Annotated in this window: 15 protein-coding genes; 9 read left to right on the top strand and 6 right to left on the bottom strand. The window is 73.5% G+C overall.

All coding sequences use genetic code 11. The features are described 5' to 3' along the window. Positions 1 to 8: 8 nt before the first annotated feature. The 4 genes from ligD to MTP10_RS28785 all read left to right on the top strand — a co-directional run bounded on the left by ligD (position 9) and on the right by MTP10_RS28785 (position 2166). Positions 9 to 884 carry a non-homologous end-joining DNA ligase gene (gene ligD / locus MTP10_RS28800; RefSeq protein WP_310712989.1) on the top strand — a complete coding sequence of 292 codons (876 nt, stop codon included), beginning with the start codon at positions 9 to 11 and terminating at the stop codon, positions 882 to 884. Positions 885 to 919: 35 nt separating this feature from the next. Then, on the top strand, positions 920 to 1129 hold the full coding sequence (locus MTP10_RS28795; protein WP_310712987.1) for a hypothetical protein: 210 nt from the start codon (positions 920 to 922) through the stop codon (positions 1127 to 1129). A gap of 64 nt (positions 1130 to 1193) precedes the next feature. Further along, on the top strand, positions 1194 to 1814 hold the full coding sequence (locus MTP10_RS28790; protein WP_310712985.1) for a TetR/AcrR family transcriptional regulator: 621 nt from the start codon (positions 1194 to 1196) through the stop codon (positions 1812 to 1814). Between the two features lie 121 nt (positions 1815 to 1935). After that, positions 1936 to 2166, top strand: coding sequence for a DUF3107 domain-containing protein (locus MTP10_RS28785; protein WP_310712984.1), 231 nt, complete (start codon positions 1936 to 1938; stop codon positions 2164 to 2166). Positions 2167 to 2686: 520 nt separating this feature from the next. Here MTP10_RS28785 and MTP10_RS28780 read toward each other — a convergent pair. Continuing rightward, entirely contained in the window at positions 2687 to 3331 is a 645-nt protein-coding gene (locus MTP10_RS28780) for a ferritin-like fold-containing protein (protein ID WP_310712983.1), read from the bottom strand. Positions 3332 to 3680: 349 nt separating this feature from the next. Between MTP10_RS28780 and MTP10_RS28775 the strand changes: the two genes are divergently transcribed. The 4 genes from MTP10_RS28775 (at position 3681) to MTP10_RS28760 (ending at position 8138) form a co-directional block, all read left to right on the top strand. After that, on the top strand, positions 3681 to 5576 hold the full coding sequence (locus tag MTP10_RS28775; protein WP_310712981.1) for a DEAD/DEAH box helicase: 1896 nt from the start codon (positions 3681 to 3683) through the stop codon (positions 5574 to 5576). 298 nt (positions 5577 to 5874) lie between these two features. Then, positions 5875 to 6765, top strand: a complete 891-nt coding sequence (locus MTP10_RS28770) for an alpha/beta hydrolase (protein ID WP_310712979.1) — start codon at positions 5875 to 5877, stop codon at positions 6763 to 6765. A gap of 14 nt (positions 6766 to 6779) precedes the next feature. Next, positions 6780 to 7682, top strand: a complete 903-nt coding sequence (locus MTP10_RS28765; protein WP_310712977.1) for an oxygenase MpaB family protein — start codon at positions 6780 to 6782, stop codon at positions 7680 to 7682. A gap of 108 nt (positions 7683 to 7790) precedes the next feature. Further along, entirely contained in the window at positions 7791 to 8138 is a 348-nt protein-coding gene (locus tag MTP10_RS28760; protein WP_310712976.1) for a MazG-like family protein, read from the top strand. Positions 8139 to 8310: 172 nt separating this feature from the next. On the opposite strand, the gene MTP10_RS28755 is transcribed toward MTP10_RS28760, so the two are convergent. From MTP10_RS28755 to MTP10_RS28745, 3 genes are all read right to left on the bottom strand, one after another. Beyond that, on the bottom strand, positions 8311 to 9219 hold the full coding sequence (locus tag MTP10_RS28755; RefSeq protein ID WP_310712974.1) for a PD-(D/E)XK nuclease family protein: 909 nt from the start codon (positions 9217 to 9219) through the stop codon (positions 8311 to 8313). Positions 9220 to 9303: 84 nt separating this feature from the next. Further along, a complete protein-coding gene (locus MTP10_RS28750; RefSeq protein ID WP_310712972.1) occupies positions 9304 to 10014 on the bottom strand; it encodes an MBL fold metallo-hydrolase in 711 nt (236 codons plus the stop codon). A gap of 41 nt (positions 10015 to 10055) precedes the next feature. Continuing rightward, the gene (locus tag MTP10_RS28745) at positions 10056 to 10682 is read right to left on the bottom strand and encodes a DUF6758 family protein (RefSeq protein WP_310712970.1); all 627 of its coding nucleotides are present in this window, start codon (positions 10680 to 10682) and stop codon (positions 10056 to 10058) included. 73 nt (positions 10683 to 10755) lie between these two features. On the opposite strand from MTP10_RS28745, the gene MTP10_RS28740 reads away from it, so the two are divergent. Next, positions 10756 to 11148 (top strand): NUDIX domain-containing protein, encoded by a 393-nt coding sequence (locus MTP10_RS28740; RefSeq protein WP_310712969.1) that lies wholly within the window; start codon positions 10756 to 10758, stop codon positions 11146 to 11148. 30 nt (positions 11149 to 11178) lie between these two features. Here MTP10_RS28740 and MTP10_RS28735 read toward each other — a convergent pair whose 3' ends face one another. Together MTP10_RS28735 and MTP10_RS28730 are read right to left on the bottom strand one after the other, a co-directional pair. Further along, on the bottom strand, positions 11179 to 14268 hold the full coding sequence (locus MTP10_RS28735) for a hypothetical protein (RefSeq protein ID WP_310712967.1): 3090 nt from the start codon (positions 14266 to 14268) through the stop codon (positions 11179 to 11181). A gap of 492 nt (positions 14269 to 14760) precedes the next feature. After that, positions 14761 to 15888 (bottom strand): type II CAAX endopeptidase family protein, encoded by a 1128-nt coding sequence (locus tag MTP10_RS28730; protein WP_310712965.1) that lies wholly within the window; start codon positions 15886 to 15888, stop codon positions 14761 to 14763. Positions 15889 to 15926: the final 38 nt, after the last annotated feature.

The following is a 15926-nucleotide window of genomic DNA, read 5'->3' as shown; positions in this document are numbered from 1 at the left end:
GTCACGCCGTGAAGAAGGTCCCCGTCCGCGTCGACGGGCGCGAGCTGGTGCTCAGCAACCTCGACAAGATCCTCTACCCCGAGGACGGCTTCACCAAGGCCGAGGTCATCGACTACTACAGCCGCGTCGCGCCCCTCCTGCTCCCCCACCTGCGGGGCCGGCCGCTGACCGTCAAGCGCTACCCCAACGGCGTCGAAGGCGCGTTCTTCTTCGAGAAGAACGCGCCCGAGCACACTCCCGGCTGGGTCCGCACGGCCCGGCTCCCGGCGCCCGGCAGCACCAAGAACCGCGAGACCATCGACTTCGCCGTCGTCGACGACCTGCCCACGCTCGTGTACTACGCCAACCTGGCCGCCCTGGAGCTGCACGTCCCGCAGTGGCGGGTGTCGGAGGACGGGCAGGCGCTGGCGCCCGACACGCTGGTCTTCGACCTCGACCCGGGCGCCCCGGCCACCATCGTGGAGTGCTGCGAGGTGGCGCTCACGCTGCGCGAGGTGCTGCGCGTCGAGGGACTGACCGCCCTGCCGAAGACGAGCGGCAACAAGGGCATGCAGCTGTACGCCTCCTGGGACTGCCGCGAGGAGCCGTCCGCGTACGCCAGGAGACTCGCCCAGCTCCTGGAGAAGGAGCACCCGGATCGGGTGGTGAGCGTGATGGCCAAGAAGGCTCGCCCCGGGAAGGTGTTCATCGACTGGAGCCAGAACAACCCGGCGAAGACCACCGTGGCGCCCTACTCGCTGCGGGCCGGGCAACGCCCGACGGTCTCCACGCCCCTGCTGTGGGAGGAGGTCGAGAGCTGCGAACACCCCGACGACCTGGTCTTCACCGCGGCCGACGTGCTGGCGCGCGCGGAGGAACACGGGGATCTTTTCGCCCGGGCGTAGTCTGGTGAACATCCACATCTGGAAGGGGACCTCACATGTCGGAGATGGACACGCGTGACGACGACCGCACCTTCGAGGAGGAGGAGCTGTCGATCGAGGCGCCGGAGGCCGACGCCGCCGAGCAGCAGCGCTCCTACCGCGAGGAGACGGGACGGCCGCGTGCCTCGCTCCCGCTGGAGGCCGATCCCGCCGACGCGGCCGACCAGGACCGCGTCGTGGACCTCGATGACGACGACTACCGGTGAGGCCGCCTACCCGCACGTAGGATGTGCCGACAGGGCACACTGAACAGACCCATGGGAGACCCGCGTGACAGCAACCCCGGACGCCAAGCCCCGGGGCACCCGGCTGCCCCGACTCGCCCGCCGCCGGCAGCTGCTCAGCGCCGCCCAGGAAGTGTTCGTCGAGAACGGCTACCACGCGGCCGCCATGGACGAGATCGCCGAACGGGCCGGGGTCAGCAAGCCGGTGCTCTACCAGCACTTCCCCGGCAAGCTTGAGCTGTACCTGGCGCTTCTCGACATGCACGTGGACGACATGGTCAACCGGTGCCGCGAGGCCCTGGCCTCCACCCACGAGAACAAGCTGCGGGTGCAGGCGACCTTCGCGGCGTTCTTCGACTTCGTCTCCACCCAGGGCGAGGCGTTCCGCCTGGTGTTCGAGTCCGACCTGCGCAACGTCGCGCCGGTGCGCCAGCGCGTGGAGCGCTCGCTGCGCGAGTGCGCGGAGATGGTCAGCGCGGTGATCCAGGAGGACACCGGCTGCACCAGCGACGAGGCCCACCTCCTCGGCGTCGGCCTGGTCGGCATGGCCGAGGTGAGCGCCCGGTACTGGGTCACCACCCACGGCTCCATCCCCAAGGAGGCGGCCGAGCAGCTCGTCGCCCGGCTCGCCTGGCGCGGCATCAGCGGTTTTCCGCGTACGGCTTAACCCGTTCGCTGGGCGCGATCACTCCGCCCGCTCCCGCCCCGGAGGGGCGACCATGGAGGGGCCAGCCCCCATCGAGCGTCAGCTCGGAGCGGCCGCGTCCACAGGCACGAAAGGGAGCACGATGGAAGTCAAGATCGGTGTGCGGTCCGTACACCGCGAGCTCGTCGTCGAGACCGAGCTGTCGGCCGAGCAGGTCGAAGAGGAGATCAGGAACGCTCTGGCGGTCGAGCGCGGCGTGGTCTCGCTCACCGACACGAAGGGCCGGCGTGTGCTCGTGCCCACCTCGTCGCTGGGATTCGTCGAGATCGGCGAGGACGAGTCCCGTCCGGTCGGCTTCGGCGGCACCCTCTGACCTGACGCGGAGGGGGAGCGCCCCCAGCCACCCCCGCCGATCGCCCCGCGCCCGCCCCCGCTCGACGCCGGGGCGGGCGCGGAAGGCGAAACCGCTGTACCGTGCATCTATGAGGGCCTGGCGCCGCCACGGCGGTTCCTTGACGAGATGCGGACCCAGTCGCTGGACCTCGCGCCCCGTGCTCCGCAGGGAGAGCGCGCGCTGTCCAGCCACCGAGCCGTCCAAGGCCGGCCTCCCGGCCGGCCGGCCACCGTGGGGCTGCCGCCTCACCCGCCCAGGAGCGCGCGCCTGCCCCTGAGGAGATTCAGGACCCCACGCCTGTCCTGAGAGGCCCGCGGACACCCGCCCCGGACGTCCGCCGCCCCCGCACGCCCTCCTGGGCGCCGCCGCCGTACGCCCTCCTGGGGCGCCGCCGCCGTACGCGTCCTGGGCGCCGCCGCCGTACGCCCTCCTGGGGCGCCGCAGCCCCGGACGCGCCCCCTGGCTGGGCGCCCGCTGCTCCGGACGCCGTACCCGGGCGTCACAGCCCCAGGGCGGTCATGCGCTTGCCGTGCTCCTCCGTCAGCCGGGCGAACATCCGCGAGATCTCCGCCTGGTCGTCCGCGTCCGCGGAGACCAGCATGCGCGCCAGCTCCGGCCGGGACGCCGCCACGCGCTGCCCCTGGCTGAGCGCCTCGCCGACGAGCCGCCGCGCCCAGAGCGCCAGCCTGCCCGCGGCGACCGGGTCGGCCTCCAGGGCCGCCCTGACCCGCTCCACCGCGAACTCCGACCGGCCCTCGTCCGCGAGCACCTGGTCCACCAGCTTGGCCAGCGGAGGGTCCAGCCGCTTGGCCGCCTCCCGGTAGAAGTCGAACGCGATGCCCTCCCCCACGTACGCCTTGACCAGCGCCTCCAGCCAGTCGCCCGGCGCGGTCTGGGTGTGCCAGCCGTCCAGCGCCTCCACGAAGGGCGACATGGCCTCCTCCGGATCGGCGCCCAGCTCGGCCAGCTGGTCACGCAGCAGCCGGAAGTGCGCGTACTCGGCCAGGGCCAGCTCGCTGAGCGCCGCCCGGTCCGCCAGGGAGGGGGCCAGGGACGCGGCGTCCTCGGTCATCCGCGCGAAGGCGCTGAGCTCGGCATATGCCAGCACACCGAGCAGATCGACCACTCCAGGAGACTCCTTCATGGAACGCAGCGTACTTCGCGAAATCTTCGGGAACATCCAGAAGCTCGGCCAACGTTGTGGTATCGAGTACACTGCTCTGTGAAAGTGCGACCGCACTGTGTAAATTCGGGGGATCCCCTCGAAAACCCCCGCTCCCCGGGCCGCGGTCGCTAATGACGCGAGAGGGCTGGCTCTACCGCGAGGACCCAGGCAACGGGGAACGTTTTCCGCCCGTCGGTCCCGGCAGGCCCGCCTTCATTTGAGACTGAGGCAGGCCACGCTGACGACTTTCCGAGACCTCGGAGTCACTCCAGAAATCGCCGATGCCCTCGAGACCGAGGGCATCACCACACCGTTCCCGATCCAGGAAATGGCACTCCCGCTCGCACTGAGCGGCCAGGACCTGATCGGACAGGCCCGCACGGGCACCGGCAAGACCCTGGCGTTCGGCATCGCGATGCTCCAGAGCATCGGCAAGCCGCGCAAGAACCGCAAGAAGCCGCGCGGGCTCGTCGTCGTGCCCACCCGCGAGCTGGCCACCCAGGTCAGCGAGGACCTGGTCACGGCCGCGGGCAAGCTCGGCTCGCGCGTGCTGACCGTGTACGGCGGTCGCGCGTACGAACCGCAGGTCGAGGCGCTCAAGGCCGGGGTCGACGTCATCGTCGGCACCCCCGGCCGGCTGCTCGACCTGGTCAAGCAGAAGCATCTCGATCTCAGCCAGGTCACCTCGTTCGTGCTGGACGAGGCCGACCGCATGCTCGACCTGGGCTTCCTGCCCGACATCGAGCGGATCTTCAAGCTGATCCCCGAGCAGCGGCAGACCATGCTGTTCTCGGCGACCATGCCGGGCGAGATCGTCGGGCTGTCGCGCAAGTACCTCAACCGGCCCACCCACGTCCGCGCCGAGCACGACAGCGGCGAGGGCGAGGCCACCCCGCAGGTCCGCCAGCTCGTCTGGCGGGTCCACCGGATGGACAAGATCGAGATCGTGTCCCGGCTGCTCCAGGCCGAGGGCCGCGGGCTCACCATGGTCTTCTGCGAGACCAAGCGGGCCTGCGACATGGTGTCCGAGCAGCTCGACACCCGCGGGTTCGCGGTCGCGGCCGTCCACGGCGACCTCGGCCAGGGCCAGCGGGAGCAGGCGCTGCGCGCGTTCCGCAACGGCAAGATCGACGTGCTGGTCGCCACCGACGTGGCGGCGCGCGGCATCGACATCGACGACGTCACCCACGTGGTCAACTACGACGCGCCCACCGACGACAAGACCTACGTGCACCGCATCGGCCGCACCGGCCGGGCCGGGCGCACGGGCATCGCGGTCACCTTCGTCGAGTGGGAGGAGCTGACCCGCTGGAAGATGATCAACCAGATGCTCGGGCTCGACTTCGCCGAGCCGGCGGAGACCTACTCGACGTCGCCGCACTTCTACTCCGAGCTCAGCATCCCCGAGGGCACCAAGGGCGTCCTGCCGCACGCCAACCGCTCGCGGGTGGGGTTGTCGGCCGAGCGCATCGAGGACCTCGGTGAGACCGGCCGCCCGCGCGTACGGGGTCGCCGCCGCGACGAGCGTGAGGAGCGCGAGGAGCGTCCGCCGCGCACGCCGCGTCAGCGCCGCCGCACCCGTGGCGGCAAGCTGGCCGAAGACAGCCCCGTCGAGACCGCGGAGGTAGAGGTCGTGGACAACCGCTCGCGCAGGACCGACGAGACACCCGCGATCATCTCCGCGGACGAGGTGGAGGCGGTGGCCGCCGAGCCGCGCCGCCGTACCCGCCGCTCCGCCGCCCAGCCGGCCGCCGAGGCCGGCCCGCGGGAGGCGAAGGAGCGGGACGTCCAGGATCGCGACGTCAACGATGGGGGCGTCAAGGATCGGGGTGTCAAGGAGAAGGAGCCCGTCATCTCCCGGAGCCGTGCCCAGGAGCCGTCCACGGAGCGTGGACGTGCTCAGGAGGACGTCGCCGAGCGCGGACGTGCTCGGGAGGACGCCGCCGAGCGCGGACGCGGTGAGGACCGCGGGCGCGTTCAGGAGCCGGTCGCCGAGCGCGTTCCGGAGCCGAGCTTCCTGTCCACCCCGCCGCCCCCGGCCCGCAAGGAGCCGGAGCGGATCATCCCGCCGAGCCCGTTCGCGGTGATCTTCCAGTCACCGGATCTGGCGACGGACGACGACGACATCGCGCCGTCGGCCGCGACGGAGCGCAAGCAGCAGCGCCGCCAGGCTCGTGGCGGCGGCAGCGGTGGCGGCGGCGGTAATCGCCGCCGCACGGGCTGACGCCTCCGGAAGAACCCCCGGACACGTCCGGACCACAGGGCGCGCACCTTCGCGGTGCGCGCCCTGTCGCGTTCACCGCACGGTCGCGTTCACCGGCCCTGTCGCGTTCACCGCACGGTCGCGTTCACCGCCCGGTACGCCGGAACGGGACGTCAGGAGCGACCGCGCGCCAGGAGTCGCGGCAGCTCAGCCGCCGGCCGGACTCCACTTCGCGCATGCGGACAACTCCTCAGAACTCGCACCAGCGTCCTCACTTCGCCGGTGTCGGACCGCTGACCTCGGGGTATTGTTGCCCCACGTGAGTACGCCGCGATTCCTCAACCTGCCACCTGGCGTTGTGCCGCAGAAGCTGGAGACGCCCGAGGGCACCTTCGCGGCCCTTGAGGCGCTGCCCGTCAGCGGTGTGGCGGAGCGCTGGCCGGCGCTGATGGTCCCGGGCCTGACCGGCAGCAAGGAGGACTTCATCGCGGTCCTGCAGACGCTGGCCCAGTCCGGCCGCAGGGTGCTCGCGGTCGATCTGCGCGGGCAGTACGAGACGCCCGGCCCCGACGACCCCGAGGCCTACACGTGCGCCGCGCTCGGCGCCGACATCGACCTGCTGGCCCAGGTCGTCGCCGACGGCGAGCCGCTCCATCTGGTGGGTCACTCCTTCGGCGGTCTCGTGACGCGGGAGGCGGTCATCGACGGGCGCACCAAGTTCGCCTCGTTCACGCTGATGAGCTCGGGCCCGGCCGCGATCGTCGGACGGCGGGCTCACGCCAGCCGTCGGATCATGGACGAGGTGCCGCGGCTCGGCCTTGAGCAGGTCTGGGACGACGCCTTCGAGCCGGAGGCGCTGTCCGCGGGGGTGCCCGACGAGATCCTGGCGTTCCTGCGCAGGCGGCTGCTGTCCAACTCCCCGACCGGCCTGTCCCGCATGGCCGAGCAGGTGGTGAGCATGCACGACCGCACCGACGAGCTGCGCCAGGTCGAGGTGCCGACGCTCGTCCTGTACGGCGAGCACGACGACGGCTGGCCCGCCGAGACGCAGGCGGAGATGGCCACGGCCCTGGGCGCGGAGATCGTGGTCGTGCCCGGCGCCGCCCACTCGCCGGCCGTGGAGGCACCCGAGACGACGGCGGCCGCGCTCGTCAGGTTCTGGAACCGGGCGGAGAGCCGCCATTTGGACACCAGGTCCGTCTCCGTGTAATCCTGCTGCCCATCATGGCCGGCATCGACGAGATCGTCGTCCAACCTCCTGACAGCGCCACCTGGCGGGTCCACCTCGACCGCTCCATGTGGGTCGGCGGTGTCCGCGGGCTGATGCTCCAGGCGCTGCACCCGCTCGCCATGCGCGGCGTCTGGCAGAACTCCACGTTCCAGGACGACCCGTTCGGCCGGCTGCGCCGCACGGCGGACTTCGTGGGGCGGGTGACGTTCGGCAGCCCCGAGGAGGCGGCCGAGATCGGCAGGCGGGTGCGCGGCATCCACCGTGCGCTGCGCGTCACCGATCCGGACACGGGCGCGAGGCACCGCGTGGACGACCCCGAGCTGCTGCTGTGGGTCCACTGCGCCGAGGTGTCGTCGTACCTGGAGGTGGCCCGGCGCGGGGGGCTCGGCCTGACGGAGCGCGACGCCGATCGCTACCTGCGCGAGCAGCGCGAAAGCGCCGCCTACGTCGGGCTGCACCCCGAGGACGTTCCGGGTTCGTGCGCCGAGATGGACGCCTACTTCAAGCAGGCGCGGCCGTCGCTGCGCGTCACCGAGGAGGCGGCCGCGACGGTGCGGTTCCTGCTGTGGCCGAGGCTGCCGCGGGAGCTGCGGCATCTGTCGGCGGGCAAGCCGCTCTACTTCCCGTTCGGCGCGCTGTGCTACTACTCGCTGCCGGAGTGGGCGAGGCGGATGTACGGCGTGCTGCCGGAGGTGCCGCCGGGACTGGTGACGGCGGGGCTGCGGGCGTTCCGGCTGGCGCTCAACAGCCTGCCGGAGCCGGTGCACGACCGCGCGTTCATGCCGGCGACCCGGACCATGCTGAGGGGCTGCCGCGAACGGCTCGGCACGGCCGGCTACGACGTGAGCAAGGGGCTCAGGGGCCTGACCGACCCGCGCCGCCGGCCGAAGAACTGACCGGCCCGTGGCGCGGGCCGGGTGTCGCCGCCTCCACGCCCGAACCGATACCGGTCCAGGTCCAGTTCCATGTCCGGGCGGGCAGGGCGGCCGGTAGAGTCCGGGTCGATGAACCACGACCGGACCAACGCGCTCATCCGCGCGGTGTCCACCTGGATCGACCAGTCGCCGGACAACCTCGACCGTGACCCTGAGGCGCTGCTGTGGGGCAGGGTCGCCAAGGTCGCCGAGGAGGCGGGCGAGGCGATCAACGCACTCGTCGGCGTCACCGGCCAGAATCCCCGCAAGGGCCGGTCCGCCACGCGCCAGGATGTCGAGTACGAACTCCTGGACGTGGCCATGACCGCCCTGACGGCCCTGGCCCACCTGCACGCCGACGACCCGGAGCCGGCGGACCTGCTCGAACTGCTCTCCGAGCACGTCGATGTCGTCGCCCGGCGAGCCGGCCTCGCCTGAACGGGTCGCTGCCGGGTGGCCGGCCTCGCCTGAGCGGGGCGTCGTCCAGCCGGGAGACGGCCGCCGGCGCCGTGAGCGACCGGCAGTCCCGGCATCGCCGAGTACGCCGATCTTGAAGGCTGAGTGGCTGCCTCCTGATCAGGTACGAGACCGTCGGCGGATCTGAGGGTTCCTAGTCGGCGAGCCCATCCCAGGGGTTGCGGTCGGGGCCCGCGGCCAGGCCCTCGGGGCAGTGGCGGCGGAAGTCGCACCAGGAGCAGATCGGCCCCGGGCTGGGCGTGAACAGCGCCTCCACCTCGGGCGGGACCCGCACCGCCGGCCCCTGCGGGGCGCCCCGCGGCGCCCTCGACCGGGACGGCGGAGGCGCGGCCACGGCCTCACGGTAGCGCTCGTCGGCGGCGGACGCCTCGACCGCCACCTCCTCCGCCCGCCCCAGATGCCGCTCCAGCGACTCGTCCGTGTGCCGCCACTCCACGATCTCGCCGGTCGGCAGGTGGTGCAGCTCGACGGTGCGGCAGGGCGTGCGCATCATCCGGGAGGCCGCGATCGCGTAGACGGCCAGCGCGAGCGACGAGCGGGCGTCGTCCTGGGTGAGCGGCCGCCGCCCGGTCTTGTAGTCCACGACCACCAGCTCGTCGCCCCGCCGGTCGAGCCGGTCGATCCGCCCGGACAGCGCGAGGACCTTGGTACGGGTGGCGACGGTGCGCTCCACGCCGACCGGGTCGTCGGAGGGGTCGAGGGTGCTGACGTAGCCGGAGACCAGGTCACGGGCACGGCCGAGCCACCGTGCCGACTGCTCCTCGTCGCGGAAGCCCTCCTTGATCCACCCGTTGGTGAGCAGGATGGCCGCGGTCAGCGGGGTGCGCCGCTCGTACGGCTCGCGCCACCACCCGGCCAGCGCGTTGTGCACACTGGCGCCGACGCTGTTGTGGGCCCAGGCCGGGCCCTTGGGCGGCTGAGGCCGGTCGAGGTAGGTGAACCGGTAGCGGCGCCGGCAGTCGAGCCAGGTGTTGAGCCGCGACGGCGTGCACGAGTAGAGCCGCCGCGGCATCCCCTCCAGGGGGAGCTGGTCGGCGTTCATGGCCTCCACCCCGTGCAGGCGGCCCGGTCGCCGCGGAGCCGCCGCCTTCCCTCGTCACTCCGGTCGCTGCGGAGCCCTCGCACCCTAGTCGTCGCCCGGGTCGAGCCTGATCCCCGCGACGCGGGTGCCGTCGGCGAGCGGGCCCTCCTCCTCGGTGACGGTGCGGGTCAGCGAGCCGGACACCCAGTCGTCGAAGTGCGGCTCCAGGTCGCCGATGGTGACCTCGTCGCCGTGGGCGGCCAGCACGCGGGTGTCACCGGGCAGCGTGAACAGGCGCCCGCCGATGGCGGTGAGCTGGTCGGGCAGGGCGGGGTACTCGCCGCCGAGCTTGCCCGGGCCGTCGGCCTGCAGCGTCTTGCCGGTGAACACGGCGCCGAGCGCCTCGGAGTAGAGCGACACGCCGCCGGGGCTGATGCCGGGCGTCTCCATGACGTCGAGCTGGACGTCGGCGACGCCGAAGACGCCGTCGTCCTCCATCTCGATGTCCGGCCACGTCTCGGTCCAGGTGTCCCGCCAGAGCTGCTTGTCCTTGGGGTGGAGGGCGATGACGGACTCGTCCCTGCTGGCCACCTCGATGGCCGCGCCGACGTGGTCGGGCAGGCCGTGGGTGCAGATGACGGCGAGCACCTCACGCTCACCGACCTGCTCAAGGATCTTGTCGGCGTCACGCGCCGGGTCGATGACGATCACCTCGTCGTCGTCGCCCACGATCCAGGTGTTGTTCTCGACCTTGTGCTCGGTGCCGTCGATGTCGACGACGCCCTCGGTCACCACTCGCTCGATACGCGCTGTCACGCTTCCGCACTCTAGTCCGTCCGGCTGGCGGAGCGTACTGGTCAGCCGCCGAGGCGCGGCGAGAACGCGCCGAAGGGCAGGTCGAAGTCGTGGTCACGCAGGTCGAGGAGGCTCAGGTCGGTCAGGGCGATCACGCAGCCCGCGTCGGCCGGCCAGGCGATCGCCCACAGCCAGTTGCCCAGCGCCTCGCCCGCGTAGACGGCCCGGTCGGAGCCCGCGCCGACGCACCACAGCGGGGTCGGATGGCCCAGCACCTCGACCTTGGCGTTCGGCGGCCCGGAGTCGAACCCCTCCCCCGGGTCGGGCCCGCTCAGCCCGGCGAACGCCGCCCCCAGCCCCACGCCCGGCTCCTCCGCGATCAGGAGCATGTCGGCCGGTCCGTGGGCGAGCGACGGTCCGCTGAGCGCGACCACGCCGGCCCGGCCGCCGCTGCGCTCGTCGCCCGCCTCGGCGAACCCGGTGACGAGCCACCCGGCAGGCAGCGGCCACGGGATCCACAGGGGCACGACCGAGCTCTTGCGCAGCGCGCCGACGGCCACGTCCGAGGGCGGGAGGGGGGCTTGGAAGGGCACGACGTCGCCGTGCGCGTCGCACCGCCATGCGCTGGACCACACGTTGGGCCCGTGAAGCGGGCCAAAGCACCGTGGGCAGGTTGGAGCCGCTGTCACAGCTATCAACGGTGCGTCGTGAAGCCCGGTGTCGTCAAGGGCGGCGCCGTCGAGTCGCCGTAATCTTGGTCAGGTGCGCGTAAATTGTGTGGGCGCGGTGATCAAGGACGGGCGGGGCCGGCTGCTGCTCGTGCGGCGCGGACACCCGCCGGGCGAGGGGTTGTGGTCGATCCCGGGCGGCCGGGTCGAGGCGGGCGAGACGGACGCCGCCGCGCTGGAGCGCGAGGTGCTGGAAGAGACGGGCCTGCGCGTGGCCGTGGGCCGCCTCGCGGGCGTCGTGGACCGCCCGGGGCCGGGCGGGGTGACGTACGAGATCCGCGACTACCTCGCGACCGTGACGGGCGGCACGCTGGCCGCCGCCGACGACGCGGCCGACGCGCGCTGGTGCTCTCCGCGGGACCTCGTGCGGCTGCCGCTCACCGAGGGACTGGCCGAGGCCCTGCGCGAGTGGGAGGTGTGGCCCTGACCCGGCGCTCCGTCGAGCCGGGTCAGGACCTCAGCGGCCGGACGTGAGGGTGGACGTCCACAGGATGAGGTGGTCGGCGTCGTAGGTGGTGCTGCGGCCGAGTCCCACCACCTCCGATCCGGTCACCGTGACCGCCGCCAGCCACTGCATGCCGGGTCCGCCCAGCCGGTCCTTCGTCAGGTCCGAGCGGGTCCACGACGCGCCGTCCTGGGAGATCCACGCGGCGCTGTCGGCGTCGCCCGGCGTGCCGTGCCAGCCGACGGCCACCAGCCCCTGGTCCGTCGCCGCCAGGTCGTACACGTCCGCCGCCCGCTCGGCGGGCAGCCACGACGTGCTCCAGGTGGCGCCGTCGTCCTCCGAGACGGCCGCGAACGCCCGGAGGGCCCCCTGCGCCCGGGCCGTCCCGATGGCGACGATCCGGCCCTGGTACGCGGCGACGTGGCGGAGCCCGGCCGCGGCCGCCCCGTCGGGCACGAGCCGCTTGCGGGCCTTCCAGTTGACGCCGTCCTCCGAGACCCAGACGACGCCGCGCTCCCCGTCGCCGCCGCCGGCCGCGCCGACGGCGACGTAGCCGTTCGCGTTGGCCGTCAGGTCCAGCACGCGGACGCCGGAGCCGCCCTGCGGCAGCTTGCGGGAACGGGTGAACTTGCGCAGGTCGCGGGTGAACCACAGCGCGGGGCCGGTCGTGCCGGAGGCGCCGGTGTCCTCGCCGGCCAGCACGTACCCCTCCGGGCCGGCCGCCACGGCGGTCACGGCCAGGCGGGCGTGGTCCTGCGGGCGGGCCAGGTCGCCGCCCGCCGGCACCCGCTTCCAGGAGCGGCCGTCCTCGGAGGTGACGAGCAGCGGCTCGGTGACGCCGATGCCGGTCTGCGTGGAGCCGGCCGCCAGCCAGCCGCGGCGGCCGTGCACGACGTCGTCGAGCTCCTGCTCGCGGGGGCCGCCGAGGCTCATCGAGGTCCAGCTCTTCCAGTTGAGGCTGGTCCAGATGCCGGCGTCGCCGGAGGCGCTGCCGACCGCGACGTACCGGCCTTCGTGGGCGGCCAGGCCGTTGGTGCGGCGGGCGATCCGCGACAGGCCCTCCACGTCGGCCCGCCGCACGCGCGCCGCCCGGCCGCGCGGCGGCGCGGCCAGCAGGACGAGCTGGTTGTCGACGTCCGCCGCCGCCTGGTCGCCGCCCGCGAGCAGCGTGCCCGACTGCGTGATCGTGACCCCGCGCAGCGTGGCGCCCCGCAGCCCCGCCAGGTCCGCGCGTTTCGTCCAGGCACGCGCGTCGCGGCTGGTCAGCACCTCGTACGAGTCGAGCTTCGCCTGCGCGACCACGGCGACGCCGCCCGGATGGGTGATCACCGACTCGACGCCGGGGCTCTCGCCGCCGAGCCCGCCGATCGAGCCGCACTGCGCCCACTGCTCGCCGCTCGGCGAGCAGTACACCCGCACGTCGCCCTCGATCGTGCGCTGACGGGTGGGCACGAGCACGAACCGCTCCGGGAGCACGGCCAGCGACCCGGCCCGCGGCATCGCCTCCGGGAGCTGGAACCCCGTCGCCCGCCAGGTGCGCCCGCCGTCGGCCGAGCGCACCACCCGTGAGCCGTCGCCCTGCGCCGGCCGGGCCACGGCGATGACCGTGTCCCCCCTGGCCACGACCGCCCGCAGGTCGAACGTGTCCAGAGCGCGCAGGTCGGTCCGCTGCCAGGCGCGGCCGTCGGACGACTGCCAGGCCGCCGGGCCGAGGCCGCCGTCCTCCCGAGCCGTGCCTCCCACCGCCACGAACCCCGACCGGGTCCGCGCGACGTCGGCCACCACGTCGCCGTCCCTGAACGCCGCCAGGCCGCTCTCCTCCACGGCAACCCAGCCGAGGCCGTCGGCGCTGGTCCACAGGCCCCGTCCACCACCGGGTCCACCGCCGGCCCCGCTCACGCCCCCGCTGACGTCGCCGCCGATGGCCAGCCAGCGGCCGTCGCCGCCGACGACCCGCCGCACCGTCGAGGTCGTCGCGCCGCCGCTGACCTTGCCGAGCCGCCACGTCCTGCCGCTGTCCGGCGAGAACAGGAACAGCGGTCGCGGCGTCGGGCTCGTCGTGTCGCTGCCCACGGCGACCACGGCCTTGCCGGCGGCGGCGATGTCGTTGAGCACCTGGTTGGAGCCGTCGCCGGCGGACGGGACCGTGAACAGGTCGTCGCCGGACCGCCCGGTGCCGGCCGCCAGGCGCAGCGCGGGCTCGCCCGGTGCGTTCCACCGCCACACGATCACGGTGCCGGCGATGACCAGGGCGAGCGCCAGGACGACGGCCACGGGGGCGGCCATGCTGCGCCGCCCGCGCACGGGGCCGGCTCGCCGTACGGCCGAGGGTGCCGGCCCCCGGTGGTGCCGCCCGCCGTGGGCGCCGGATCGGGGCGGGCCGGAGGCGACGAGCAGATCGGGCCTCGTGGGGCGCCCGGCCGGCGGCCTGCCCACCCGCCGCACCTCGACCTCGTCACCCGGCCTCTCCTCAGGCCGGTCGTCGGGCCGGTCGTCGGGCCGGTCGTCGGGCCGATCCACAGGCCGGTCCTCACGCCGGTCCTCGGGCCGGTCCCCGGGCCGGTGGCCGGGCTCATCCCCGGGCTCGCGGCCGTCCTCCTCGCGATCGGCATGCCGGGTCTCGGCGGTGGCTCCGGCGGGGGGCGGGGCGTCGATCACGGGCAGGGGGGCGGCCACGTACGGACGCGCACGGGACGGGAGATCGTCGTCCTCGTCACCGTCCGGACCGTGCCCGCCGTCGGCGGCGGCGGGCGCCTCGCCCGGGGCCGCGTCGCGGCTCTCGAACCAGGAGCCCGGCACCACCCCGGTCGGCAGCACTCCCGGGTCCACCACCTCGGGCGGGATCACGCCCGCCGGCACCACGCCGGGCGGCAGGTCGTCCCGCCCTTCGGCGCCGGGGTCCGTGCCCCGCGGGGTGGGGCGATGGGGCTGGGGGCGGGGCGGGCCGCCGGCGACCAGCTTGTCGGGCCGGTTCACCAGCCGCCGGGGCCTGCGGCGCGGCTCCGCCTCCGGCTCTGCGGTGGGCGAGCTGTACGGCCGGCGCCCCCGGGGCGGCTCCTCCGGCTCCTCGTCCTCCGGAGTGGGCGACGAGAACGGCGGCATCCCCCAGGGCGACGCCAGCGGTAACCCACGGGCCCGGTCGTCCGTGGGGCCCGGCGGAGAGTGCCTGATGCGAGGCTCCCCCGATGCCGATGCCGATGCCGACGGGGACGCGGGCGGGGGCGGGGACGACGGGGGCGTAGGTGTGGCGGATGGAGCCGTGGTGGACGGGTCCGGGACGGATTCCGGGTGAGGGTCGTCGTCACCCGGCGGTCGCCGTGGCGGATCGCTGGGAGCGGAGGCCACGCGGCGCACCTCCTAGTCGAGCTCGTCGAACGGGTCGAACCTGATCAACAGGGCACAAAACCGCATTTCCGGGATTCGGCCGGACGATTCGGACCGCTCCAGGGCTGGGGATCACTTGTAGGCGCCTGTCCCCGGGAATGCCGGCACGCGTCGACACGTACCCCGCCGGACAGAGATGATCACCTCCGCCATCCTCGCCTCCCCACAGCATCCAGACCAGCACGCCGAAGCCAGAATGGCGAGACCTCTCTAGCGAGATTCCTCAACCCCGTCGCCGTATTTATCAGAGATAACGCTGATTGACCGCTTTTTCGCGAGATAGAGAACCCCGCCGGCGAACACCCCGAGCTGCACCACGGTCCCCGCGAGCGCCTGCCACGGCACCGCACCCTGCCGCAGCGCGTCGTCGAGCTGTCCCGCCGCCGCGCTCACCCCGAAGGCCATCATGTTGTTGACCACGTGCAGCGCGATCGGCGCCTCCAGCCCTCCGGTCCGTACGGCCAGCCACCCCATGACCGCGCCGAACGCGAACACGTCGAACAGCCCCGCCCCCGTGTAGCCGTGCAGCGACGCGAACAGGGCGGCACCCAGCACGATCGCCCACGCCGGGTTGCGCACGTGCGCGCCCAGCGCCTGGAGCACCCACCCGCGGAAGATGTACTCCTCGGCCGCCGCCTGGAAGGGCACCAGCAGCACGATCACGATCAGGGCGGGCACGAACTCGCGCCAGCCCGCCCACCCGAACATGTCGGAGGTGTCCTCCCCCGACAGCATGAGCGCCACCGCCTGGGCGGCCTGTCCCAACACCAGGGCGAGCACGGCCACCCCGGCGCACGACAGCAGCCACGGCCAGCGCAGCCGCCCGGCCACCGACGACAGCGTCCCGGGTCTGCGCTGCTGCACCAGCGCGGCGGTCCCGAACACCAGCGGCAGCACGGCCGCGATCGACAGCAGCAGCACCGCCATCCCGAACACCGGGTCGCCGAACGACTCGTCCGCGGTGATCGGCATCGGCAGCCCGGCGATCGTGGCGAACACCGAGCCCGCCAGGACCACCACGACGCCCACGACCAGGAACCCCAGGGCTACCACCAGCGTCCCGACGATCTGCCGCCACGGGCGAGCGAGGGGTGTCCTGGCCAGGTGGTCGTAGCGGGCGCCCGAGGGCGTGGGGGCGAACCAGGACACCGGCTGCGGCAGGGGCGCGCCGTAGGCTGGGTGGCCCGGATGGGCGGGGTAGGGCGGCGCGCCGTAGGGGGGAGCCGCCGGGGCGGGCGGCTGCGGGGCGGACTCAGGGGAGCCCGCCCGCCAGGGCTGGTGGACGGGACCGGGCGGCTCCGTGCCGTACGGAAGCTGGGGTCCTGAGTTCTCCTGCATCTTTACATTCTGTCCATCCGATGCGCATTACTTCACAG

It is taken from the genome of Nonomuraea sp. 3-1Str (genome assembly GCF_031570565.1).
Classification (GTDB): Bacteria; Actinomycetota; Actinomycetes; order Streptosporangiales; family Streptosporangiaceae; genus Nonomuraea.
The sequence above is the reverse complement of the archived record's forward strand: the minus strand, read 5'-3'. Positions and strand labels throughout refer to the sequence as shown.